The organism is Modestobacter sp. VKM Ac-2979, from assembly GCF_026967995.1.
In the GTDB taxonomy this organism is placed as follows: Bacteria; Actinomycetota; Actinomycetes; order Mycobacteriales; family Geodermatophilaceae; genus Modestobacter.
Window position 1 is genome coordinate 1 of sequence record NZ_JAPVBO010000008.1, and the last position, 15714, is coordinate 15714.

At 68.3% G+C, this 15714-nt stretch carries 14 protein-coding genes; 11 read left to right on the plus strand and 3 right to left on the minus strand.

Annotation, left to right across the window (positions count from 1 at the left end):
• Nucleotides 1–167 precede the first annotated feature (167 nt).
• From O2W15_RS20995 to O2W15_RS21005, 3 genes are all read left to right on the plus strand, one after another.
• Nucleotides 168–395: an SDR family NAD(P)-dependent oxidoreductase gene (locus tag O2W15_RS20995; RefSeq protein WP_269180831.1), complete on the plus strand. Its 228-nt coding sequence runs from the start codon at nt 168–170 to the stop codon at nt 393–395.
• 205 nt (nt 396–600) lie between these two features.
• Nucleotides 601–1407: a class I SAM-dependent methyltransferase gene (locus tag O2W15_RS21000; RefSeq protein WP_269180832.1), complete on the plus strand. Its 807-nt coding sequence runs from the start codon at nt 601–603 to the stop codon at nt 1405–1407.
• Between the two features lie 282 nt (nt 1408–1689).
• Nucleotides 1690–1896, plus strand: coding sequence for a hypothetical protein (locus tag O2W15_RS21005; protein ID WP_269180833.1), 207 nt, complete (start codon nt 1690–1692; stop codon nt 1894–1896).
• Between the two features lie 20 nt (nt 1897–1916).
• On the opposite strand, the gene O2W15_RS21010 is transcribed toward O2W15_RS21005, so the two are convergent.
• Nucleotides 1917–3128: an MFS transporter gene (locus O2W15_RS21010; RefSeq protein ID WP_269181057.1), complete on the minus strand. Its 1212-nt coding sequence runs from the start codon at nt 3126–3128 to the stop codon at nt 1917–1919.
• Nucleotides 3129–3742: 614 nt separating this feature from the next.
• On the opposite strand from O2W15_RS21010, the gene O2W15_RS21015 reads away from it, so the two are divergent.
• The gene (locus tag O2W15_RS21015; protein ID WP_269180834.1) at nt 3743–4864 is read left to right on the plus strand and encodes an MFS transporter; all 1122 of its coding nucleotides are present in this window, start codon (nt 3743–3745) and stop codon (nt 4862–4864) included.
• A 132-nt stretch (nt 4865–4996) separates the two neighbouring features.
• Complete coding sequence (locus O2W15_RS21020) at nt 4997–6385, plus strand: dihydroorotase (protein ID WP_269180835.1); 1389 nt, start codon at nt 4997–4999, stop codon at nt 6383–6385.
• Between the two features lie 461 nt (nt 6386–6846).
• Here the strand turns inward: O2W15_RS21020 and O2W15_RS21025 are convergent, their stop codons facing one another.
• Both O2W15_RS21025 and O2W15_RS21030 read right to left on the minus strand, forming a co-directional pair.
• On the minus strand, nt 6847–7698 hold the full coding sequence (locus O2W15_RS21025; protein WP_269180836.1) for a transposase: 852 nt from the start codon (nt 7696–7698) through the stop codon (nt 6847–6849).
• Nucleotides 7695–7997: a helix-turn-helix domain-containing protein gene (locus O2W15_RS21030; RefSeq protein ID WP_269180837.1), complete on the minus strand. Its 303-nt coding sequence runs from the start codon at nt 7995–7997 to the stop codon at nt 7695–7697. Before O2W15_RS21030 ends, O2W15_RS21025 begins: the two co-directional genes overlap by 4 nt.
• A gap of 177 nt (nt 7998–8174) precedes the next feature.
• Here O2W15_RS21030 and O2W15_RS21035 point away from each other — a divergent pair, with 177 nt between their 5' ends.
• The 6 genes from O2W15_RS21035 to O2W15_RS21060 all read left to right on the plus strand — a co-directional run bounded on the left by O2W15_RS21035 (nt 8175) and on the right by O2W15_RS21060 (nt 15706).
• A complete protein-coding gene (locus tag O2W15_RS21035; RefSeq protein ID WP_269180838.1) occupies nt 8175–8639 on the plus strand; it encodes a CoxG family protein in 465 nt (154 codons plus the stop codon).
• A 91-nt stretch (nt 8640–8730) separates the two neighbouring features.
• The gene (gene tcuA / locus O2W15_RS21040) at nt 8731–10221 is read left to right on the plus strand and encodes an FAD-dependent tricarballylate dehydrogenase TcuA (protein WP_269180839.1); all 1491 of its coding nucleotides are present in this window, start codon (nt 8731–8733) and stop codon (nt 10219–10221) included.
• Between the two features lie 124 nt (nt 10222–10345).
• Nucleotides 10346–11137 (plus strand): FAD binding domain-containing protein, encoded by a 792-nt coding sequence (locus O2W15_RS21045; protein WP_269180840.1) that lies wholly within the window; start codon nt 10346–10348, stop codon nt 11135–11137.
• Complete coding sequence (locus tag O2W15_RS21050; RefSeq protein WP_269180841.1) at nt 11134–11631, plus strand: (2Fe-2S)-binding protein; 498 nt, start codon at nt 11134–11136, stop codon at nt 11629–11631. Before O2W15_RS21045 ends, O2W15_RS21050 begins: the two co-directional genes overlap by 4 nt.
• On the plus strand, nt 11624–13972 hold the full coding sequence (locus O2W15_RS21055) for a xanthine dehydrogenase family protein molybdopterin-binding subunit (RefSeq protein ID WP_269180842.1): 2349 nt from the start codon (nt 11624–11626) through the stop codon (nt 13970–13972). Before O2W15_RS21050 ends, O2W15_RS21055 begins: the two co-directional genes overlap by 8 nt.
• A 117-nt stretch (nt 13973–14089) precedes the next feature.
• Entirely contained in the window at nt 14090–15706 is a 1617-nt protein-coding gene (locus tag O2W15_RS21060) for a thiamine pyrophosphate-binding protein (protein ID WP_269180843.1), read from the plus strand.
• Nucleotides 15707–15714: the final 8 nt, after the last annotated feature.

Here is a 15714-nt window from a genome sequence, read left to right on the forward strand (position 1 = left end):
ACCGCGCTGAACGACGGCACGATCCCCCGCACGGTGAAGGTCAAGGCGGGCGACGTGGAGTTCGACGCGCGCGTCCGGATCGACACCCCCGGCGAGGCGAACTACTACCGCAACGGCGGGATCATGCAGTACGTGCTGCGCTCGCTCCGCGGCACCGTCTCCGCCTGATGGACCTGGGCCTGGGCGGCCGCGGGCTCCTGCTCACCGGCGCCAGCCGGGGGCTGGGGTTCGCGACCGCCCGGGCCCTCGTCGACGACGGGGCCCGGGTGCTGATCAGCTCCCGCGCCGAGGACGGCGTCGGCTCGGCCGTCGAGTCGGTCGGGCGGCCGCGCTGCTGCGTAGGGTGGCCGCGGAACGGCGCCGCCGGACGCGCGAGTGCCCCGTCCGGTCCTTGACGAGCTGACCGCGCTACTTGGCACCGGCCAGGTCGAGCAGGTGGCACGCAACTGGCGACGTTCGATCTCTCGGCGTTCCTGGAGGACGGCGCACGGTTGTCCGGCGGAGGCTCGTGTTGGCAAAGGCCGGTAGCGTGTATCCGTGCCCGAGGACGTTGATCCGAACGAGGCGATCTGGAAGGCCGAATGCGGCGTCTCCCTGTAGATGTCCACGGCTGAGGACCGCGAACGGCGTCGCAGTGAGCAGCGCCGCCTCGTTGCGGAGTTGCTGCCGTTCCGCCACAACGATGAGCTCACGTTCTTCGACCTGAGCGCCGGCACGGGAGTGGCGGCTCGTGCGGTGCTGGACCGCTACCCCGGAGCGATGGCGGTCTTGGCGGACTACTCGCCGCAGATGATGGCGGAGGGCGACCGCGCTCTCGGCGCATACGGCGGCCGCTATACCTATGTGGAGATCGATCTCGCCAACGGTCCGTTGCCGCCCGAGATCCCCGGCGAGCTGGGCGCCGTCATCACCTCGATATGCCTCCACCACTTTCCCGACGAACGCAAGGAACGGCTGTTCGAGGAAGTTCTGGCACGACTGATCGCTGGCGGCTGGTTCCTGAACTTCGATCCCGTGACAGCCGATGACCCGGTGGTGCGAGCCGCGTGGCAGCGGGCCAACGCCCGACTGGATCCGGCAGCCGCGGCCAGGAACGCACCCCGGAGCCCCGAGGAGCAGCTGCAACTCGAGAACCATGTGCGCTACATGAATTCCTCTCAGCCAGCTGGAAGCACTGCAGCGGATCGGCTTCGAGGCGATCGACACGTGCTGGAAGCAGCTGGACGTTGTTGTCTACGGCGGTCGCCGCCCGCCGTCGTCACCCTCTCCGTGATGGACGAGCACATGGTTCCGGCGGGCGTGGCCTGGCGGGCGCACCGGCCGCTGATGTGCAGCCACGGGTTCTCGGTCGCACGGCTGGGGCCGGGGTGGCATCCGCTGATCGCCATCCCGCTCGGGTGGCGGTAGGCGTTCGGGGCCTCCGCCATCCTCGCGATGCTCGTCGCAGCAACCGTCCCAAGGGGCAACCCGGCGCAGGCCGATCCGGCAGCCTGCGCTCGGAGGCCGCGGGACCGTTCCCGACCCGCTGGCTGCCGGTCGTCGCGGCTGAGCCGGCGTGGGCAGCGCCGAATACGCGCTGCTCGGCACCGACAGCGGACCGCTCATCGGCGTTGGGCGCTCGTTGCCACCTGCTCCGGATGGGCATGGGCCGGCCTGGCGACCCACGCGCTCGCTCGGATGCATCCCGGTATGGCCGCGAAGGCCACGTCGATCACCCAGGGCGGAATGAGCCTGGGCACCACCCTCGGGCCGTTGTCCTTTGGCGCCACGGTTGCCGCGACGTCGTACACGGTCGCCTGGTCTGCCGCCGCAGCCATGGCGCTCGCGTCCGCGGTGGCCTGCCTCATCGCCCGCCGGATGATGCTGCGGGAACGGCCCGCGCTCGTGGCCGCATAGCGACAGCCGCACACCTCCGCTCAATGCTCCCGGTAGCTAACCCGAGCCAACAAGGAGGAGATCAAGCTGATCACGGCGGCGGTGAGGAGGGCGGCCTGCACGTTAACGGCATCCGCGATCAGCCCGTCGAGCAGTGCGGCGGCCGGCCGAGATCCGAGGAAGGCCAGTCCCCACAGCGCCATCACCCGCCCGCGCAGTTCGTCCGGGACGCGGCGCTGGATGCGCGTCGTGAGGGCGACGGTGGCCAGGATGAAGCCCGTGCCGGCCACCGCGAAACCGGCGCTCGCCGGGATGACGGCGGGGCTGAGGGCGACCCCAACCAGGCCCGCGGCCAGCACCCAGAAGCCGTAGACGCCGAGCAGGCGGAGTGTCACCACCTTCCGGAGCGGTCGGAGCGCGACGACAGCGATCACGGCACCGACCCCGAAGGCGCTAGCGAACAGTCCCACCGTCTCGTCGTCGCCTCCCAGGCCGGCCGCGAGCGCAGGTGTCAGCGTCATCACCGGGTCGGCGCCGAACGACACCGCGGCGCCGCCCAGCACGAGCATCGCCGCCTTGTGATCGTCCCGTAGGTACCTGAACCCGCCCAGAATGCGGACCCGGGCTCCGGACCTTGCCTCCGCACGTGGTCGGATGACCACCAGGACGGCGGCAAACGCCAGATGTGCTGGGCCCGCGATCGCGAACGCCAGCGCGGGCCCCCCCAGCAGCAGAAGGCCGGCACCGAGGGCAGGACCGACCGTGCGGCCCAGGCTCGGAGCCACGGCGTTCAGCGCCAAGGCCTGTTCGAGATCACGAGCTGGGACAAGGGCAGGCACCATGGCCTGCATCGGCGGCATGCTCACCGCCCAACCCGTGCCAGCGAGGAATACGGCCGCCAGGAGCGCGGCCTCACCGCCGAACTCTTCCGGCCCCAGAACGAAGAGCAACGTGGCCAGCACCACCACCGTAACGCCGGATAGCACCAGCCCGGCGATGAGCAGCCGACGTCGGTCGATCCGGTCGGTCAGCGCACCGGCCCAGAGGGAGAACAGCAGCATGGGCACGAACTGCGCGGTGCTGACGGCACCGACCATCAGGTTCGACTCAGTGAGCTCGTACATCAGCACGGCCGCGGCGATGTTCTGCACCCACATGCCGCAGGTAGAGACGACCTTGCCGCCGAGGAAACCTCCGAACATCGGGTCTCGCAGGAGCGCCAGCGCCCCCCTGGGTGTTCCCGGGTCCGTCATGGCCCGCCAGCCACGCCGCGCCGCCTTCCGGACAGATGCCGCTCGTCTCGGACGGTGAACGTACTGCGACGGCTCCGACGACGCGTCGGGAGCGGTCGCGACGCTCCGTGGCTGCGCCGGGAGCGGTTGCGACCGATCGGCGTAGACGGGAGCGACGAGGTCTGGCCGCCCGGTCGCGTGAATCCGGATGCGCCAACCCAGCTCCTCGGGCACGAGGCCAGGACACGGATCCACTGCTCGGGAGCACCGACGCCGAACAGCACGGACTCGGTGCTCGGCCTCACAGCGGTGTGCTCTGACACGAGGACACCTCTCCCACTTGCGCGTCCGCCAGACCGTGAGACGCGGTCCCTGAAGAGCAGGCAACCGGTCCGGTCATGGGCTGGTCACGGGCGTACGCCTATGTATACAGTCAAACTGCCGCTCGACGAAGGAGTGCTGGTGCCCCTGTTCGACGTTCTAGGGCGCCCGCGCCGCCCAGGCCCTGGCGTTGGACGCGACAGGCCTGAGCGAGTCCAGTGGTGAGACTCCGGCAGGTCAGGGTTCGGGCGATGAGGGGAGACGGGACGGGCGGCGAACCCCGCTCCCGACGCGTCGACCGCGACACACTGGCGATGTCCACTCTGGCCGTGCTGTTCGCCTCGGCACTCGGTCTCTCGAGTGTCGCTCTTCCACTGCGTGCTCTCGACGCCGGGCGTGGCGCCGGGGTGATCGGGCTCCTGGTGGCGCTGTCCGCCCTCGTCCAGATCGTCACGCGGTCGCGGTTGGGCGTCGTGATGCGCCGGGTCTCGGACAGTTGGCTGCTCGGGCTCGCGCCCGTGGCTCTGGCCGGCACCTTCGTGGTCGTACTGGCGTCCCCGTCCGTCGCTGCGCTGGCCGTGGGGTGGGTGCTCCTCGCCCTGGCCCGCGCCTGTTTCTGGACGGCGGGGCAGACCCACTCGGTACGTGGCAGGCGAAGCTCGCTGAGGGGTCTGGCCACGCTGAACTTCTTCGGCAGTCTGGGGGCCCTGGTCGGTCCGCTCCTCGCCGGCGTGCTCGCCGAGTCGGGGATCGAGACGGCGCTCGTCACCGGTATCGCACTGTCGGCGGCCGGGGTTATTCCCGCGCTGGTGCTCGAACGGTTCCCGCCGTTCGCCCGGTCGCAGGGGCACGGCAAGGGGGCGATGTGGCGGCGCCCGGGTGTCGACGCCGCGTGCTGGTCCGGTACGACCGCAGGCGCCTGGCGTGGACTGATGGACGGCTACGTCCCGGTCGTCCTCGAGGCGGCGCGGCACTCCTCTACGATGATCGGTGCGCTGGTGTCGGTGGCCAACGCGACGTCCGTCGTCGGCACGGTCATCATCGGCAAGCTGCGATCGGGCTGGACCGCACCGACCTACGTCGTCTCGGTACTCGCCGCAGGGATCGGTCTCTCTGTGCTGGGGTATGTGTCGGGATCGGTGCCAATCGCCGCACTCGCGCTGGGCCTGTCGGGCCTGGGCGCCGGGGTGATCCAGACCCTGGGCCCGAACCTGGCAGCGACTTCGGTGGGGGAGCAGGAGAAGGGCGACGCCATAGCTGCCTACGGCACGGTGCGGACGTCTGCGATGTTCCTCGCGCCGCTGGCTGTCGCAGGTGGAATCGTGGTCCTCCCCCTCTCGCTCGCGCTGCTGATCGTCGGTGCCGGACTGGCATTGCCATCGTTCGCCGTACGTTCGCTGAAGCGGATGCCCACCGCGGAACCCGTCGCGCCTTGACGCCCTCAATGCGGTATGCAAGCGTATACGGACCGGAGGGCATCCGTCGGTCGACGTCCGAAGTGCCGGTGACTGCCCTCGATCACGTGGACGTCACACGACGTCCCCTTTGTCCGCGTCTAGGGAGAACCTGTGACAGACAACCAGTATGACCTCGTCGTGCGTTCCACCGAGATCTATACGCCGGCCGGCCGGGTCGACGGCCAGATCGCGGTCCGTGACGAAAAGATCGTCGCGATCCTCGGCCCGGAGGAGCAAGCTCAGGCGCGCAAGACGATCGACGCGGGCACCAGCCCGGTGATCCCCGGCCTGATCGACACCCACTGCCACTTCCGCGACCCGGGCTACACGCACAAGGAGGACTACTACAACGGCACGCTCGCCGCGGCCGCCGGTGGCGTGACGACGGTGTTCGACATGCCAAATGTCGACCCGCCGACTACGACGGTCGACCGGCTGAAGGCGCACCTAGAGAACGCGCAGTCCAAAGCAGTCGTCGACTTCGGGCACAATGCGTCCGGCGTCGTCCCCGAGAACATTAAGGGCCTGGCCGAGGCCGGCGCCACGGCGTTCAAGGTGTGGATGATGCAGGACATCGGCCGCGACTACCCGCATCCCCCGGGCACCTCGCTGACCAACCACGGGATGCTGTACCGGGTGTTCGAGGAGGTCGCCGACACCGGGTTGCCCCTCTACATCCACCCCCACGACCACAACCTCTACGAGCTGTTCGTCGAGCGGTCGCAGAAGCAGTGGGGCATGGACTTTCGTTCCTACGCCCGCGCTCTGCGCGGCGGGGACGGCGTCATCCTGAACACCGCTATCGCGACCATCCTCGAGTTCCAGCGGTCGGTGGGCACCAAGCTGCATGTTCTGCACTTGTCCACCCGTGAGGGTGTCCGCATGATCCGGGAGGCCAAGGCACTGGGCCGGCCGATCACGGCCGAGGCTAATCCCTTCGCGATGTTCGTGACCAACGACTGGGCGAACATCGAGAAGAAGGGCCCGTACGCCCTCGGCTTCTGGGTGCCGGAGGAGGACAACCCCGCGATGTGGGGCGCCATCGTCGACGGCACGATCGACGTCATCGGCAGCGACCACGGCCCGCACACCAAGGAGGAAAAGGAGGTCGGCTGGACCGACATGTACACCGCCCCCGGTGGCAGTCCCATGATCGAGCAGTACCTCCGCCTCATGCTGACCGAGGTCAACAAGGGGCGCCTCTCGATGGAACGGGTCGTGGAGATGACCTCGTCGAACCCGGCCAAGCTGACCGGGTTCTACGGCAAAAAGGGCGCTATCCAGGTCGGCGCGGACGCCGACCTCGTCGTCCTCGACATGAACCACGAGGAGACCCTCCACGCCGAGCACAGCCACTACCTGTGCGGCTGGATGCCCAGCGAGGACTTCGAGACCAAGGGCCGTCCGGTCAAGACCATCCTACGTGGCCGCCTGATCATGGAGGACGGCAACGTTACCGCCGAGAAGGGGTCCGGCCAGCTGCTGCGTCCCCGGCTGTAGCAACCCCGTAGCGCCCAGCGTGGGCCGGTCGACCATCGGATGTGGTCGACCGGCCCACGCGACGACACACGTTTGCTGTCCCAGCACACGTCACACGACCGACGACATGGTGGTGGACATGGCAGCAAGCGACTCGGGACTCCCCGTCGTGCGTGCCGGAAGGTCCCGTGGGTAGCTGGCCGCAACCCGACCTGTTGGTAGTGGCCAAGAGCGTCGAGATTTACCCCGCCGGCGTCCGCACGTCGCTGCCCCGGGGATGATCGTCGGGGCAGGCCGGATTCTCGAGCTCGTTGATCCCGACAGCAGCGCCGCACGCCGGAAGTTGACCGGTTGTGGAGTCCTCGACCTGTTCCCGGGTTCATCGGCGCGCACAACCATCAGCCGACCCCGGCGGGAGACGTGGGCGACATGACTGCACACGTCCGCAGCCTCGGAGAGCTCCGTCACGAGCTAGTGCCGGGTCAGGCAACCTTCGCCCTCTTGATGGTTTCAGCTCGGCGGATGACCTTGCGGAGGTTGGGATCGGTGACGTGCCGGTTCCGCCAGGCGATGTAGCGGCGGATCATGCTGGCCTGCTCGCGGTGGCTGTCGTGGTCGGTGCCGTCGAGGGTGAAGTAGCGCAGGGCGGTGAACTGGGCCTCGATCCGGTCGAGCCAGGAGCCGTAGAACGGCGTGTAGGCCAACTCGGCGTTGTTCGCTGCGGCCCACTCACCGACCCGCCGGTCGGTCTTGCTGGTCAGGTGCGGACTGAAGTTGTCCAGCACGATGGCGATCCGCACCCCGGCCGGGTGCAGTGAGCGCAGGTAGCGGCAGAACGCCAGGAACTGAGTGCGGCCCTTGCGCTTAACGATGTGGCCGTAGACCTTGTCGCGGGACAGGTCGTAGCCGGCCATCAGATGCAGCACTCCGTGCGGGCGGGTGTAGGTCGCCCGCCGGCGGCGGCGCCGCGGCGCGTCCTGCTCACCCTTTTCGGCCGCGACCGGCGCCCACTGCCTGCCCAGGTGGGGTTGTAGGTTCAGCGGCCCGAACTCGTCCATGCAGAACACCACCGTCGAGTCACCGGGGCCGGGGGCGGCCGTGCCATCGGCGATGGCGTAGAGCTCCAGCACCCGGTTCTTCTTGGCCTCGTAGTCAGGGTCGGTGCTGGTTTTCCAGGTCTTCACGGCTTGAAAGCTGACGCCTTCCTCGCGGAGCAGGAGGCGTACTCCCTCGCGGGAGATGTCGTCGACCACCCCCTCGGCGACCAGGAAGTCCGCCAGCTTTGACAGGCTCCAGGTCGAGAAGGGCAGATCGTGATCGACCGGCCGGCTCAACGCGACCTTCTTGATCTACTGCCGCTGAGGCAGGCCGAACTTCGGTGGCCGCCCGCCTGGTACTTCGGTTTCAGTGAGTCGAAGCCGTCAGCGTTGAAGTCGTGCAGCACGTCCCGCACCCGGTCCGGGCTGGTGAAGGTGACCTTCGCGATCTCCGGGACGCCCATGCCCTGGGCCGAGAGCAGCACCATCTGCGCTCTTCGCCAGGTCACCACCGACCCCGAGCTGCGGCGGACGATGCGCAACAACCTGTTGCGCTCATCGTTGTCGATGGCCCGGACCTGCACGCGATGCACCATCTCGCATCTCCTGCGGGGAAGACAGGATCAGATGGTGAACCCCTTGACCTCTGCGTCCAGCTGTATACATAGTGGGCGTCGTTCCAGCTGGTTTTGGGGCGACTAGAACCCCGCCCAAGATCATCCCTGCCGATACCCCAGGCGCCGGCCGCCGGCGCGAGAAAGTGAGGTCCGCGAATGGCATCCGAACAGTTCGCCCGTGAACTCGTCGTGGCCTCCGCACCGGAACGCTGCTGGGCGGTGCTCACCGACGTGGCAGAGGTCGCCTCCTGGGTGACCATCGCCTATGACGTCAAGGAGATCGAGAGGTTGGCCGCCTACACAGCGGTCCTGCAGGACAAGCTCGGACCGTTCAAGCTCAGGGCCCTCCTGCACATCAGCGTCGAGGTCCTGGACGATGGCCGTCAGGTCCGCATGCGCGCGTCCGGCAAGGACGTCCAGATCAACTCGCAGATCACCGTGGACGCCACTCTGTCACTCCGCCGCACCGACGAGGGCGGGACTGTGGTCGCGACCGAGGGTACGTATCAGGTGGTCGGCCGCGTCGCGACGATGGGCGCCGGCACCATCCGGAAGAAGGCAGACAAGATCCTGGAGGAGTTCTTCAGTAACGCGGCGAGGGAACTCCAGGCTCGCGTGTAAGGGGCGGCAGTGGAGACAGTCCTAGCGGGCGCTGTCCGCTTCCGTGTACGCTCGTATACAGAGCCACCAGGTAAGTCGTCAGGAGAAACCCATGAATCCGTCGTACGACGTGATCGTCGTCGGTGCTGGCAATGCCGCCCTCTGCGCCGCCCTCGCGGCACGCGAGACGGGCAGCTCGGTGCTCGTTCTCGAGCGGGCACCGTACGAAGAGCGCGGCGGGAACAGCACGTACACCGCCGGGGCCATGCGGGTGGCCTACCGCGACGTCGAGGACATCAAGGAGCTCTCGCCCGACCTCACGGACGAAGAGCTGGCGACGACGGACTTCGGCACCTACACCGAGCAGCAGTTCTTTGATGACATGGCCCGGGTCACTGAGAACCGCACCGATCCCGACCTCACCGACATCATCGTCACGCGCAGCTTCAACACTCTCCGCTGGATGCGCAGTAAGGGCGTCAAGTTCCTGCCGATATACGGACGCCAGGCGTTCAAGGTGGATGGCAAGTTCAAGTTCTGGGGTGGCCTGACGCTCGAGACATGGGGCGGCGGCCAGGGTCTGGTCGATGCGCTCACCAAGGCTGCGCTGGATGCAGGCATCGAGATCCGCTACGAAACCAAGGCGACCGGTCTGCTGACCGAGGACGCCCGGGTCGTCGGAGTCCGAGTGAAGCACCACGGCGTCGCCGAGGAGATCTCGGCCGGCGCGGTGGTCCTGGCGTGCGGCGGTTTCCAGTCCAACTCGGAGTGGCGGACGCGGTACCTGGGTCCAGGATGGGACCTGGCCAAGGTTCGTGGGTCGCGCTTCAACATGGGGGACGGCATCAAGATGGCCCTGGAGATCGGCGCGATGCCCTGGGGCCACTGGTCCGGGGCTCACGCCGTCGGGTGGGAACTCAACGCCCCGCCCTTCGGGGACCTGGCGGTCGGCGACGGGTTCCAGAAGCACAGCTATCCGTTCAGCATCATGGTCAACGCCGGCGGCGAGCGTTTCGTCGACGAGGGCGCCGACTTCCGCAACTACACCTATGCCAAGTACGGGCGTGAGATCCTGGCGCAGCCGGGTCACTTCGCGTGGCAGGTATTTGACCAGAAGACTATCCACCTGCAGCGCGATGAATACCGGATCCGCGAGGTCACCAAGGTGACCGGCAAGACGCTCGAAGAGCTCGTCGCCAAGATGGACGGCGTCGACGCGGAGGCGTTCCTGCGCACGGTCGCGGAGTACAACGCGGCGGTGCAGCAAGACGTCCCGTTCAACCCGAACGTCAAGGACGGCCGTGGTACGACCGGTCTGGCGCTCCCCAAGTCGAATTGGGCAAACACGATCGACGAGGGCCCGTTCGAGGCCTACGCGGTGACCTGCGGGATCACCTTCACCTTCGGTGGCCTGCGCATCACCGAGGACGCCCAGGTGATCAACGCCGATCAGGAGGTCATCCCCGGTCTCTACGCCTGCGGTGAACTCGTCGGCGGGATCTTCTACCACAACTATCCCGGTGGTTCGGGGCTCACGAACGGCTCGGTATTCGGCCGCATCGCGGGTACGAGCGCCGGCACGGTGGCGTGCACGTCCTCCTGAATGAAGCGGGGTCGGCGGTGCACCGCCCGGGGGACCTCGACAGTCGACGATCGAAGGAGGGCGACGTGACGCCGGACGGGATTTTGATGCCCGACGACAGGGCGGGGGAGTGGTATCTCCCGTGATGGCTAACTTCGAGCTCCGCCGTCCCGCGTCAGTTGCGGAGGCCCTGGAGGACCTCGCCGTAGGGGGTGTGCCGTACTGCGGCGGCACCGAGCTGGTTCCGATCATGCAGATGGGCCTGATGGCCCCCGAGATCCTCGTCGACCTCAAACGGGTTCGGTCACTGGGCGGGATACGCGAGGACGGGGACGAGATCGTGCTCGGGGCCCGGGTGACCCACGACGAGGCCGAAGGTTCTCCACTCGTTCGCCGGCACGCGAGTGTCCTGGCCGAGGCAACGTCCCGCCTCGGCAACGCCAGGGTCCGGGCCACCGGCACCCTGGCGGGCAACATCTGCTTCGCCGAGCCGCGGTCCGACGTCCTGACGGCTCTCCTGGCGCTGGAGGCGCGGGTCGACCTCCGGTCGGCGACGGGCAGCCGGATGGTTGACGTCGCAGACTTCGTCGAAGGCGCATTCACCACGGTGCGTGAGGAGGAGGAGTTGCTCGCGGCGATCCGCATCCCGGCCCAAATCTCGCGCAGCGCCTACGTCCGCTTCCAGCCCGGGGAATACCCCACCGTGGCCGTCGCCGTCGTGCAGGGTTCCGCGAGTTGCCGCGTCGTGGTCGGCGCCGTCGGGGAGATCCCCGGTGTCTTCACCTTCCCGAGGGTCGAGGACGTGGATGCCGCACAGATCGCCGCGGAGGTGGACGTGACTGAGGACCTGGGTGGCCGTGAGGACTACAAACGCCACGTGACCGGGGTGTTCGTCCGCAGGGCAGTGGCCCGGCTAGCAGAGGGGAGCCTCGCGTGAGCGAGATACTGGTTCGGACGACGGTCAACGGACGGCCGGTCGAGGCCCGCATCCCCACCAGAATGCTGTTGGTCGATTTCCTGCGTGACCGGCTGGGTCTCACCGGCACCAAGGTCAGCTGCGGGATGCAGGTCTGCGGCGCCTGCACGGTGTTCGTAGACGAGCGTCCGGTCAGCGCCTGCGGTTTCCTCGCCTGCGATATCGACGGCGTCGACGTCGTCACGGTGGAGGGACTCGCGACCGACGACGGCCTCACGCCGGTGCAGAAGGCGTTCGTCGACTGCTCCGCGCTCCAGTGCGGCTTCTGCACGCCCGGCTTCGTGATGATGTCCACAGCGCTGCTCCGGAAGACGCCGAATCCGACAGAGGAGGAAGTGGGCCACTACCTCGAGGGCAACCTGTGCCGGTGCACCGGTTACCAGCCGATCGTCGAGGCGGTTTTGCACGCCGCCGAGGGAGCCTCCGCTGCCGAGTCAGGCGCCAGCCATGAGTGAGCGGCGCATCGTCGGTAGGTCGGTTCCGCGCACCGACGCAGTCGCGAAAGTCACCGGGGCGGCCGTCTATGCCGTCGACGTCGCGATGCCCGACATGCTGCACGCCAAGGTCGTGCGGTCCGACCAGGCCCATGCACGGATCCTGGGCGTGGACAAGCAGGCGGCCCTCGCCGTCCCCGGGGTCGTTGCGGTGGTGGCGGGAAGTGATCTCACCGGCCTCTTCCCGCGGTTCGGGCACATCGTGGCCGACCACGCGATCCTGGCGGTCGACAAGGTGCGGTACTACGGCGAGCCGGTGGCGCTCGTCATCGCCACCGACCCGATGATCGCTCGCGACGCCGTGCCGCTGGTCGAAGTCCACTACGACGAATTACCAGCGCTGATGGACGTCGCCGCGGCGCTCGCGCCGGACGCGCCGCCGCTCCACGAGGACGACTACACCGACATCCCGGACGTCGACGCGCCCCCCGGCGGGAACATGAGCCGCACCCCCGTCAAGGTCACGTCGTCGCAGAAGAACGTGGCGCACGAATCCCAGAAGAGCTGGGGCGACGTGGAGGCAGCGTTCCGAGAGGCCCACCGGATCGTCGAGACAACGGTCCATCATCCGATGCTCTACGCGTACGCGATGGAGCCGTACAACGCAGTTGCTCGCTTCGTCGAGGGAACGCTGGAGGTCGTCTCGACGGCCCAGCACCCGTTCATGGTGGCCAGCGACCTCGCGCGGGTCTTCTCCCTGCCGCTGAGCCACGTCCGAGTCACTGTGCCCTACGTCGGCGGTGGCTACGGGTCGAAGTCCTACACGAAGGTGGAGCCGCTGACGGCCGTCGGTGCCTGGGCGGTCGGCCGGCCGGTGAAGCTCGTCCTCGACGTGGAGGAGTCCATCTACACGACCCGTGCCGACAGCGCCGACATCGTCGTGCGCAGTGCATTCGCCGCCGACGGCACGATCCTCGCCCGCGACTTCGAGATCGTGCTGGACACCGGCGCCTATGCGGACAACAGCCCGCTCGTGCTGGACAAGGCTGTCAACCGCTGCTTCGGGCCATACCGGATACCGAACTTACGGGTCCGCGGCCAGGCGGTCTACACCAGTACGTCACCGGCGTCCTCCTACCGGGGGTTCGGTGCGTTCCAGGGCAACCTCGCGGGCGAGACGAACATCGATCAGGCTGCCGAGCAGCTAGGCATCGATCCCGCGGAGATCCGGCGCCGGAATCTGGTGCACCGCGGCGAGCGCCTGATCCCCGGCAACCGGGCGATGGACGCCGACCTCGTCGATGACCTCGATCTGCTGGTGGCGGAGTTGGATGCATCGCCAAGTGACGAGCGCCGGCTGCGCGGTGTGGGCTTCGGGTGCGCCGCCACCGATGCCGGTGCGGTGCCGAGCTCGACCGCACTGGTGAAGCTGCTGAGTGACGGCTCGGTCCTGGTCCTCACCGGGTCCTCTGAGTTGGGTCAGGGCAGTCGCACCGTGCTCGCCCAGATCGCGGCAGAGGAACTCGGGGTCGACCTGGATCGGGTCCGGGTCCTCCAGTCGGATACCGCGACGACGCCGTTCGAACGCACGACCGGCGCCAGCCGGACCACCACGCTGGCAGGCCTTGCCGTGCAGCGGGCCTGCCAGGATGTCGTCGAGCGCGTATGCCTGGCCGCCCGCGAGGTGTGGACCGATACCGGCGGGCCGATCGAGGTCCGCGACGGTGTCGTGCACGGAACCGACGAACGGTCGATGACCCTCGCCGAGGCCGTGCAGAGCTGGTTCGGTCCCGGTGGCGGGGAGATCCTCGGGCAGGGGGTTGTGCGCCGGACCGGCGAGCTGGCGGAGCTCCCCCCGTTCTGGGAGATCGGCATGGTGGGTGTCAGCCTCGAGATCGACCCGGAGACGGGGGTAATCCAGGTGGACCAGCTGGTTACTGTCGCTGATGTGGGCTGCGCCATCAACCCCGCGCTGGTAGAGGGGCAGGATCTCGGCGCCGCCACGCAGGGACTGGGCGGCACGATCTCCGAGCACCTTGTCTATGACGGCATCCAAATCGTCAACGCCAACATGGTGGAATACCGCGTTCCGCGGATCACCGACCGGCCCCGACGGTTCCGCTCCCTGATCGTCGAGCGTGCCGACGGCGTGGGCCCGTACGGCGCGAAGGGTGTGGGGGAGGGGGCCCGCAATCCCGTCCCCGGCGCGGTCGCTGCAGCCGTCGCTCGCGCCACCGGCATGTGGCCGGACACGCTCCCACTCAACCCGGAACGGGTCTGGCGTCTCCTCCAGAGGGCGGAAGCGCTGTCCGGGGCGGGGCCGGCGGCCGGCGCGGACGACCATGACCGGCCGACGACGTGACTGAATCGCCGTCCGGCCGCAGCCCCGCGCCACAGCAGCTCCAACCCGGGGCCGACGGGCCGAGCACCACCTTCGCCCTCTCGGGCGTAGCCGAAGAATTCGCCACGAGGAGGACACATGAGTGAGGCACTGAACAGTGCAGAGGTGATGGCCGAGTCACTGGTGGCAGCGGGTGTGACTAGCATCTTTGCCTACCCGGGGGACCCGATCATCGAGTTCATGGAGCAGTCCCGGGCGCGCGGCATCGACGTCGTCCTCGCCCGGCGCGAGGGGACCGCGGCGTTCATGGCCGAGGGGTACGCGATGGCGACCGGGGGGCTCGGCGTCTGCCTCTCCACCCTCGGCCCCGGCTCCACCGCCATGCTCAACGGTGTGGCCGCTGCCCACCTGGACCGGGTGCCCATGCTCGCGATCTCCGGCCAGATCGAGTCGGCGCGCGAGCAGTACTTCACCCACCAGGTCGTTGACCACAAACTGCTCTACAGCCCCGTTACCAAGTGGGCGGGCAAGATCGAGGCGGCCGCGGTCGCCACGACGATGCGCAAGGCGATCAGCCTGGCTACGGCCGAGCGTCCCGGGCCGGTGCACCTGACAATCGGCGGCGACACCAGCAAGCTGCCCGCCAAGGACGCCAACTTCGTCATGCCGCCTACGTCGTCCTCGGTGAGCGCCGTGCGCGTGCACCGGGCCGACGGTGGCAGCGACCCGATGGAGCTCCTTGCGGGCGCCCGCCGCCCAGTCGTGCTGGCCGGCATCGGCGCCGTCCGCAACCGGTCGACCGAGGCGCTCGTCCGGTTCGCCGAGGCCACGTCGGTGCCGGTCGTCGTCGCCCCCATGGCCAAGGGCGTCTTTCCCGAGGACCACCCACTCTTCGCCGGCGTCCTCGACATGGCCTGCAACCAGGTACTGTGGGACGTCCTCGGGGCGGCCGACCTCATCGTCACGGTCGGCTTCGACGCCGTCGAGCTGATCAAGCCCTGGACGGCGAAGGCCGCGGTCCTGCACATCGACATGATGCCCAACACCGACCAGATCTACTCCAGCCAGTGCGAGTGCATCGGCGACATCTCTGGCATCTTGAACTGGCTCACCGACGACTGGTCGGGTGAACCGCGCTGGAGCGAGGGTGAGGTTCGGAAGCACCGCGAGGCGCTGCGCGCGGCCTACTACGAGGGCCGCGTCGAGGGTGCGCTGAACCCGACCGATGTCGTCGATGCCGTCCGCGAGGCCGCGCCCCGCAACGCGTTGGCGACCTGTGACGTCGGCTCGCACAAGCTGCTGGTCGGCCAGGGATGGCAGACCTACGACCCGCGCTCGGTCCTGATGACCAACGGGCTGTCATCGATGGGGTTTGGTGTGCCGGCCGCGATCGCGGCGAAGCTCGCCGACCCGTCCCGGCCGGTCGTGGCCATGATCGGTGACGGGGGCTTCGCGATGACCGCCACCGAGGTGCGGCTCGCCGCGGCCATGGAGCTGCCGGTGGCCTTCGTCGTCTTCGTCGACGGCAGTCTGAACCGGATCGAGCTCAAGCAGATGGTCCAGGGCTACGAGAGCACAGCCACCCGAATCGAGGACATGGATCTCGTGGCGATCGCCGAGGCGATGGACTGCGACGGCATCCGGGCCGACTCGCGGGCCGAGCTCGACAAGGCGCTGAGCGGTATCGGCAACCTCACCCGGCCTCTGGTCGTCGAGGCGCGGGTCGACCCGGCCCAGTACAAGTCCCAGTTCTGATCGGAGCA

What these genes read in the sequence shown, in the direction of transcription:
- O2W15_RS21055 (WP_269180842.1), top strand. Translation starts at nt 11,624, where the DNA reads ATGAGTGAGCGGCGCATCGTCGGTAGGTCGGTTCCGCGCACCGACGCA.
- O2W15_RS21045 (WP_269180840.1), top strand. Translation starts at nt 10,346, where the DNA reads ATGGCTAACTTCGAGCTCCGCCGTCCCGCGTCAGTTGCGGAGGCCCTG.
- O2W15_RS20995 (WP_269180831.1), top strand. Translation starts at nt 168, where the DNA reads ATGGACCTGGGCCTGGGCGGCCGCGGGCTCCTGCTCACCGGCGCCAGC.
- O2W15_RS21010 (WP_269181057.1), bottom strand. Translation starts at nt 3,128, where the DNA reads ATGACGGACCCGGGAACACCCAGGGGGGCGCTGGCGCTCCTGCGAGAC.
- O2W15_RS21060 (WP_269180843.1), top strand. Translation starts at nt 14,090, where the DNA reads ATGAGTGAGGCACTGAACAGTGCAGAGGTGATGGCCGAGTCACTGGTG.
- O2W15_RS21030 (WP_269180837.1), bottom strand. Translation starts at nt 7,997, where the DNA reads ATGGTGCATCGCGTGCAGGTCCGGGCCATCGACAACGATGAGCGCAAC.
- O2W15_RS21005 (WP_269180833.1), top strand. Translation starts at nt 1,690, where the DNA reads ATGGCCGCGAAGGCCACGTCGATCACCCAGGGCGGAATGAGCCTGGGC.
- O2W15_RS21000 (WP_269180832.1), top strand. Translation starts at nt 601, where the DNA reads ATGTCCACGGCTGAGGACCGCGAACGGCGTCGCAGTGAGCAGCGCCGC.
- O2W15_RS21015 (WP_269180834.1), top strand. Translation starts at nt 3,743, where the DNA reads ATGTCCACTCTGGCCGTGCTGTTCGCCTCGGCACTCGGTCTCTCGAGT.
- O2W15_RS21035 (WP_269180838.1), top strand. Translation starts at nt 8,175, where the DNA reads ATGGCATCCGAACAGTTCGCCCGTGAACTCGTCGTGGCCTCCGCACCG.
- tcuA (WP_269180839.1), top strand. Translation starts at nt 8,731, where the DNA reads ATGAATCCGTCGTACGACGTGATCGTCGTCGGTGCTGGCAATGCCGCC.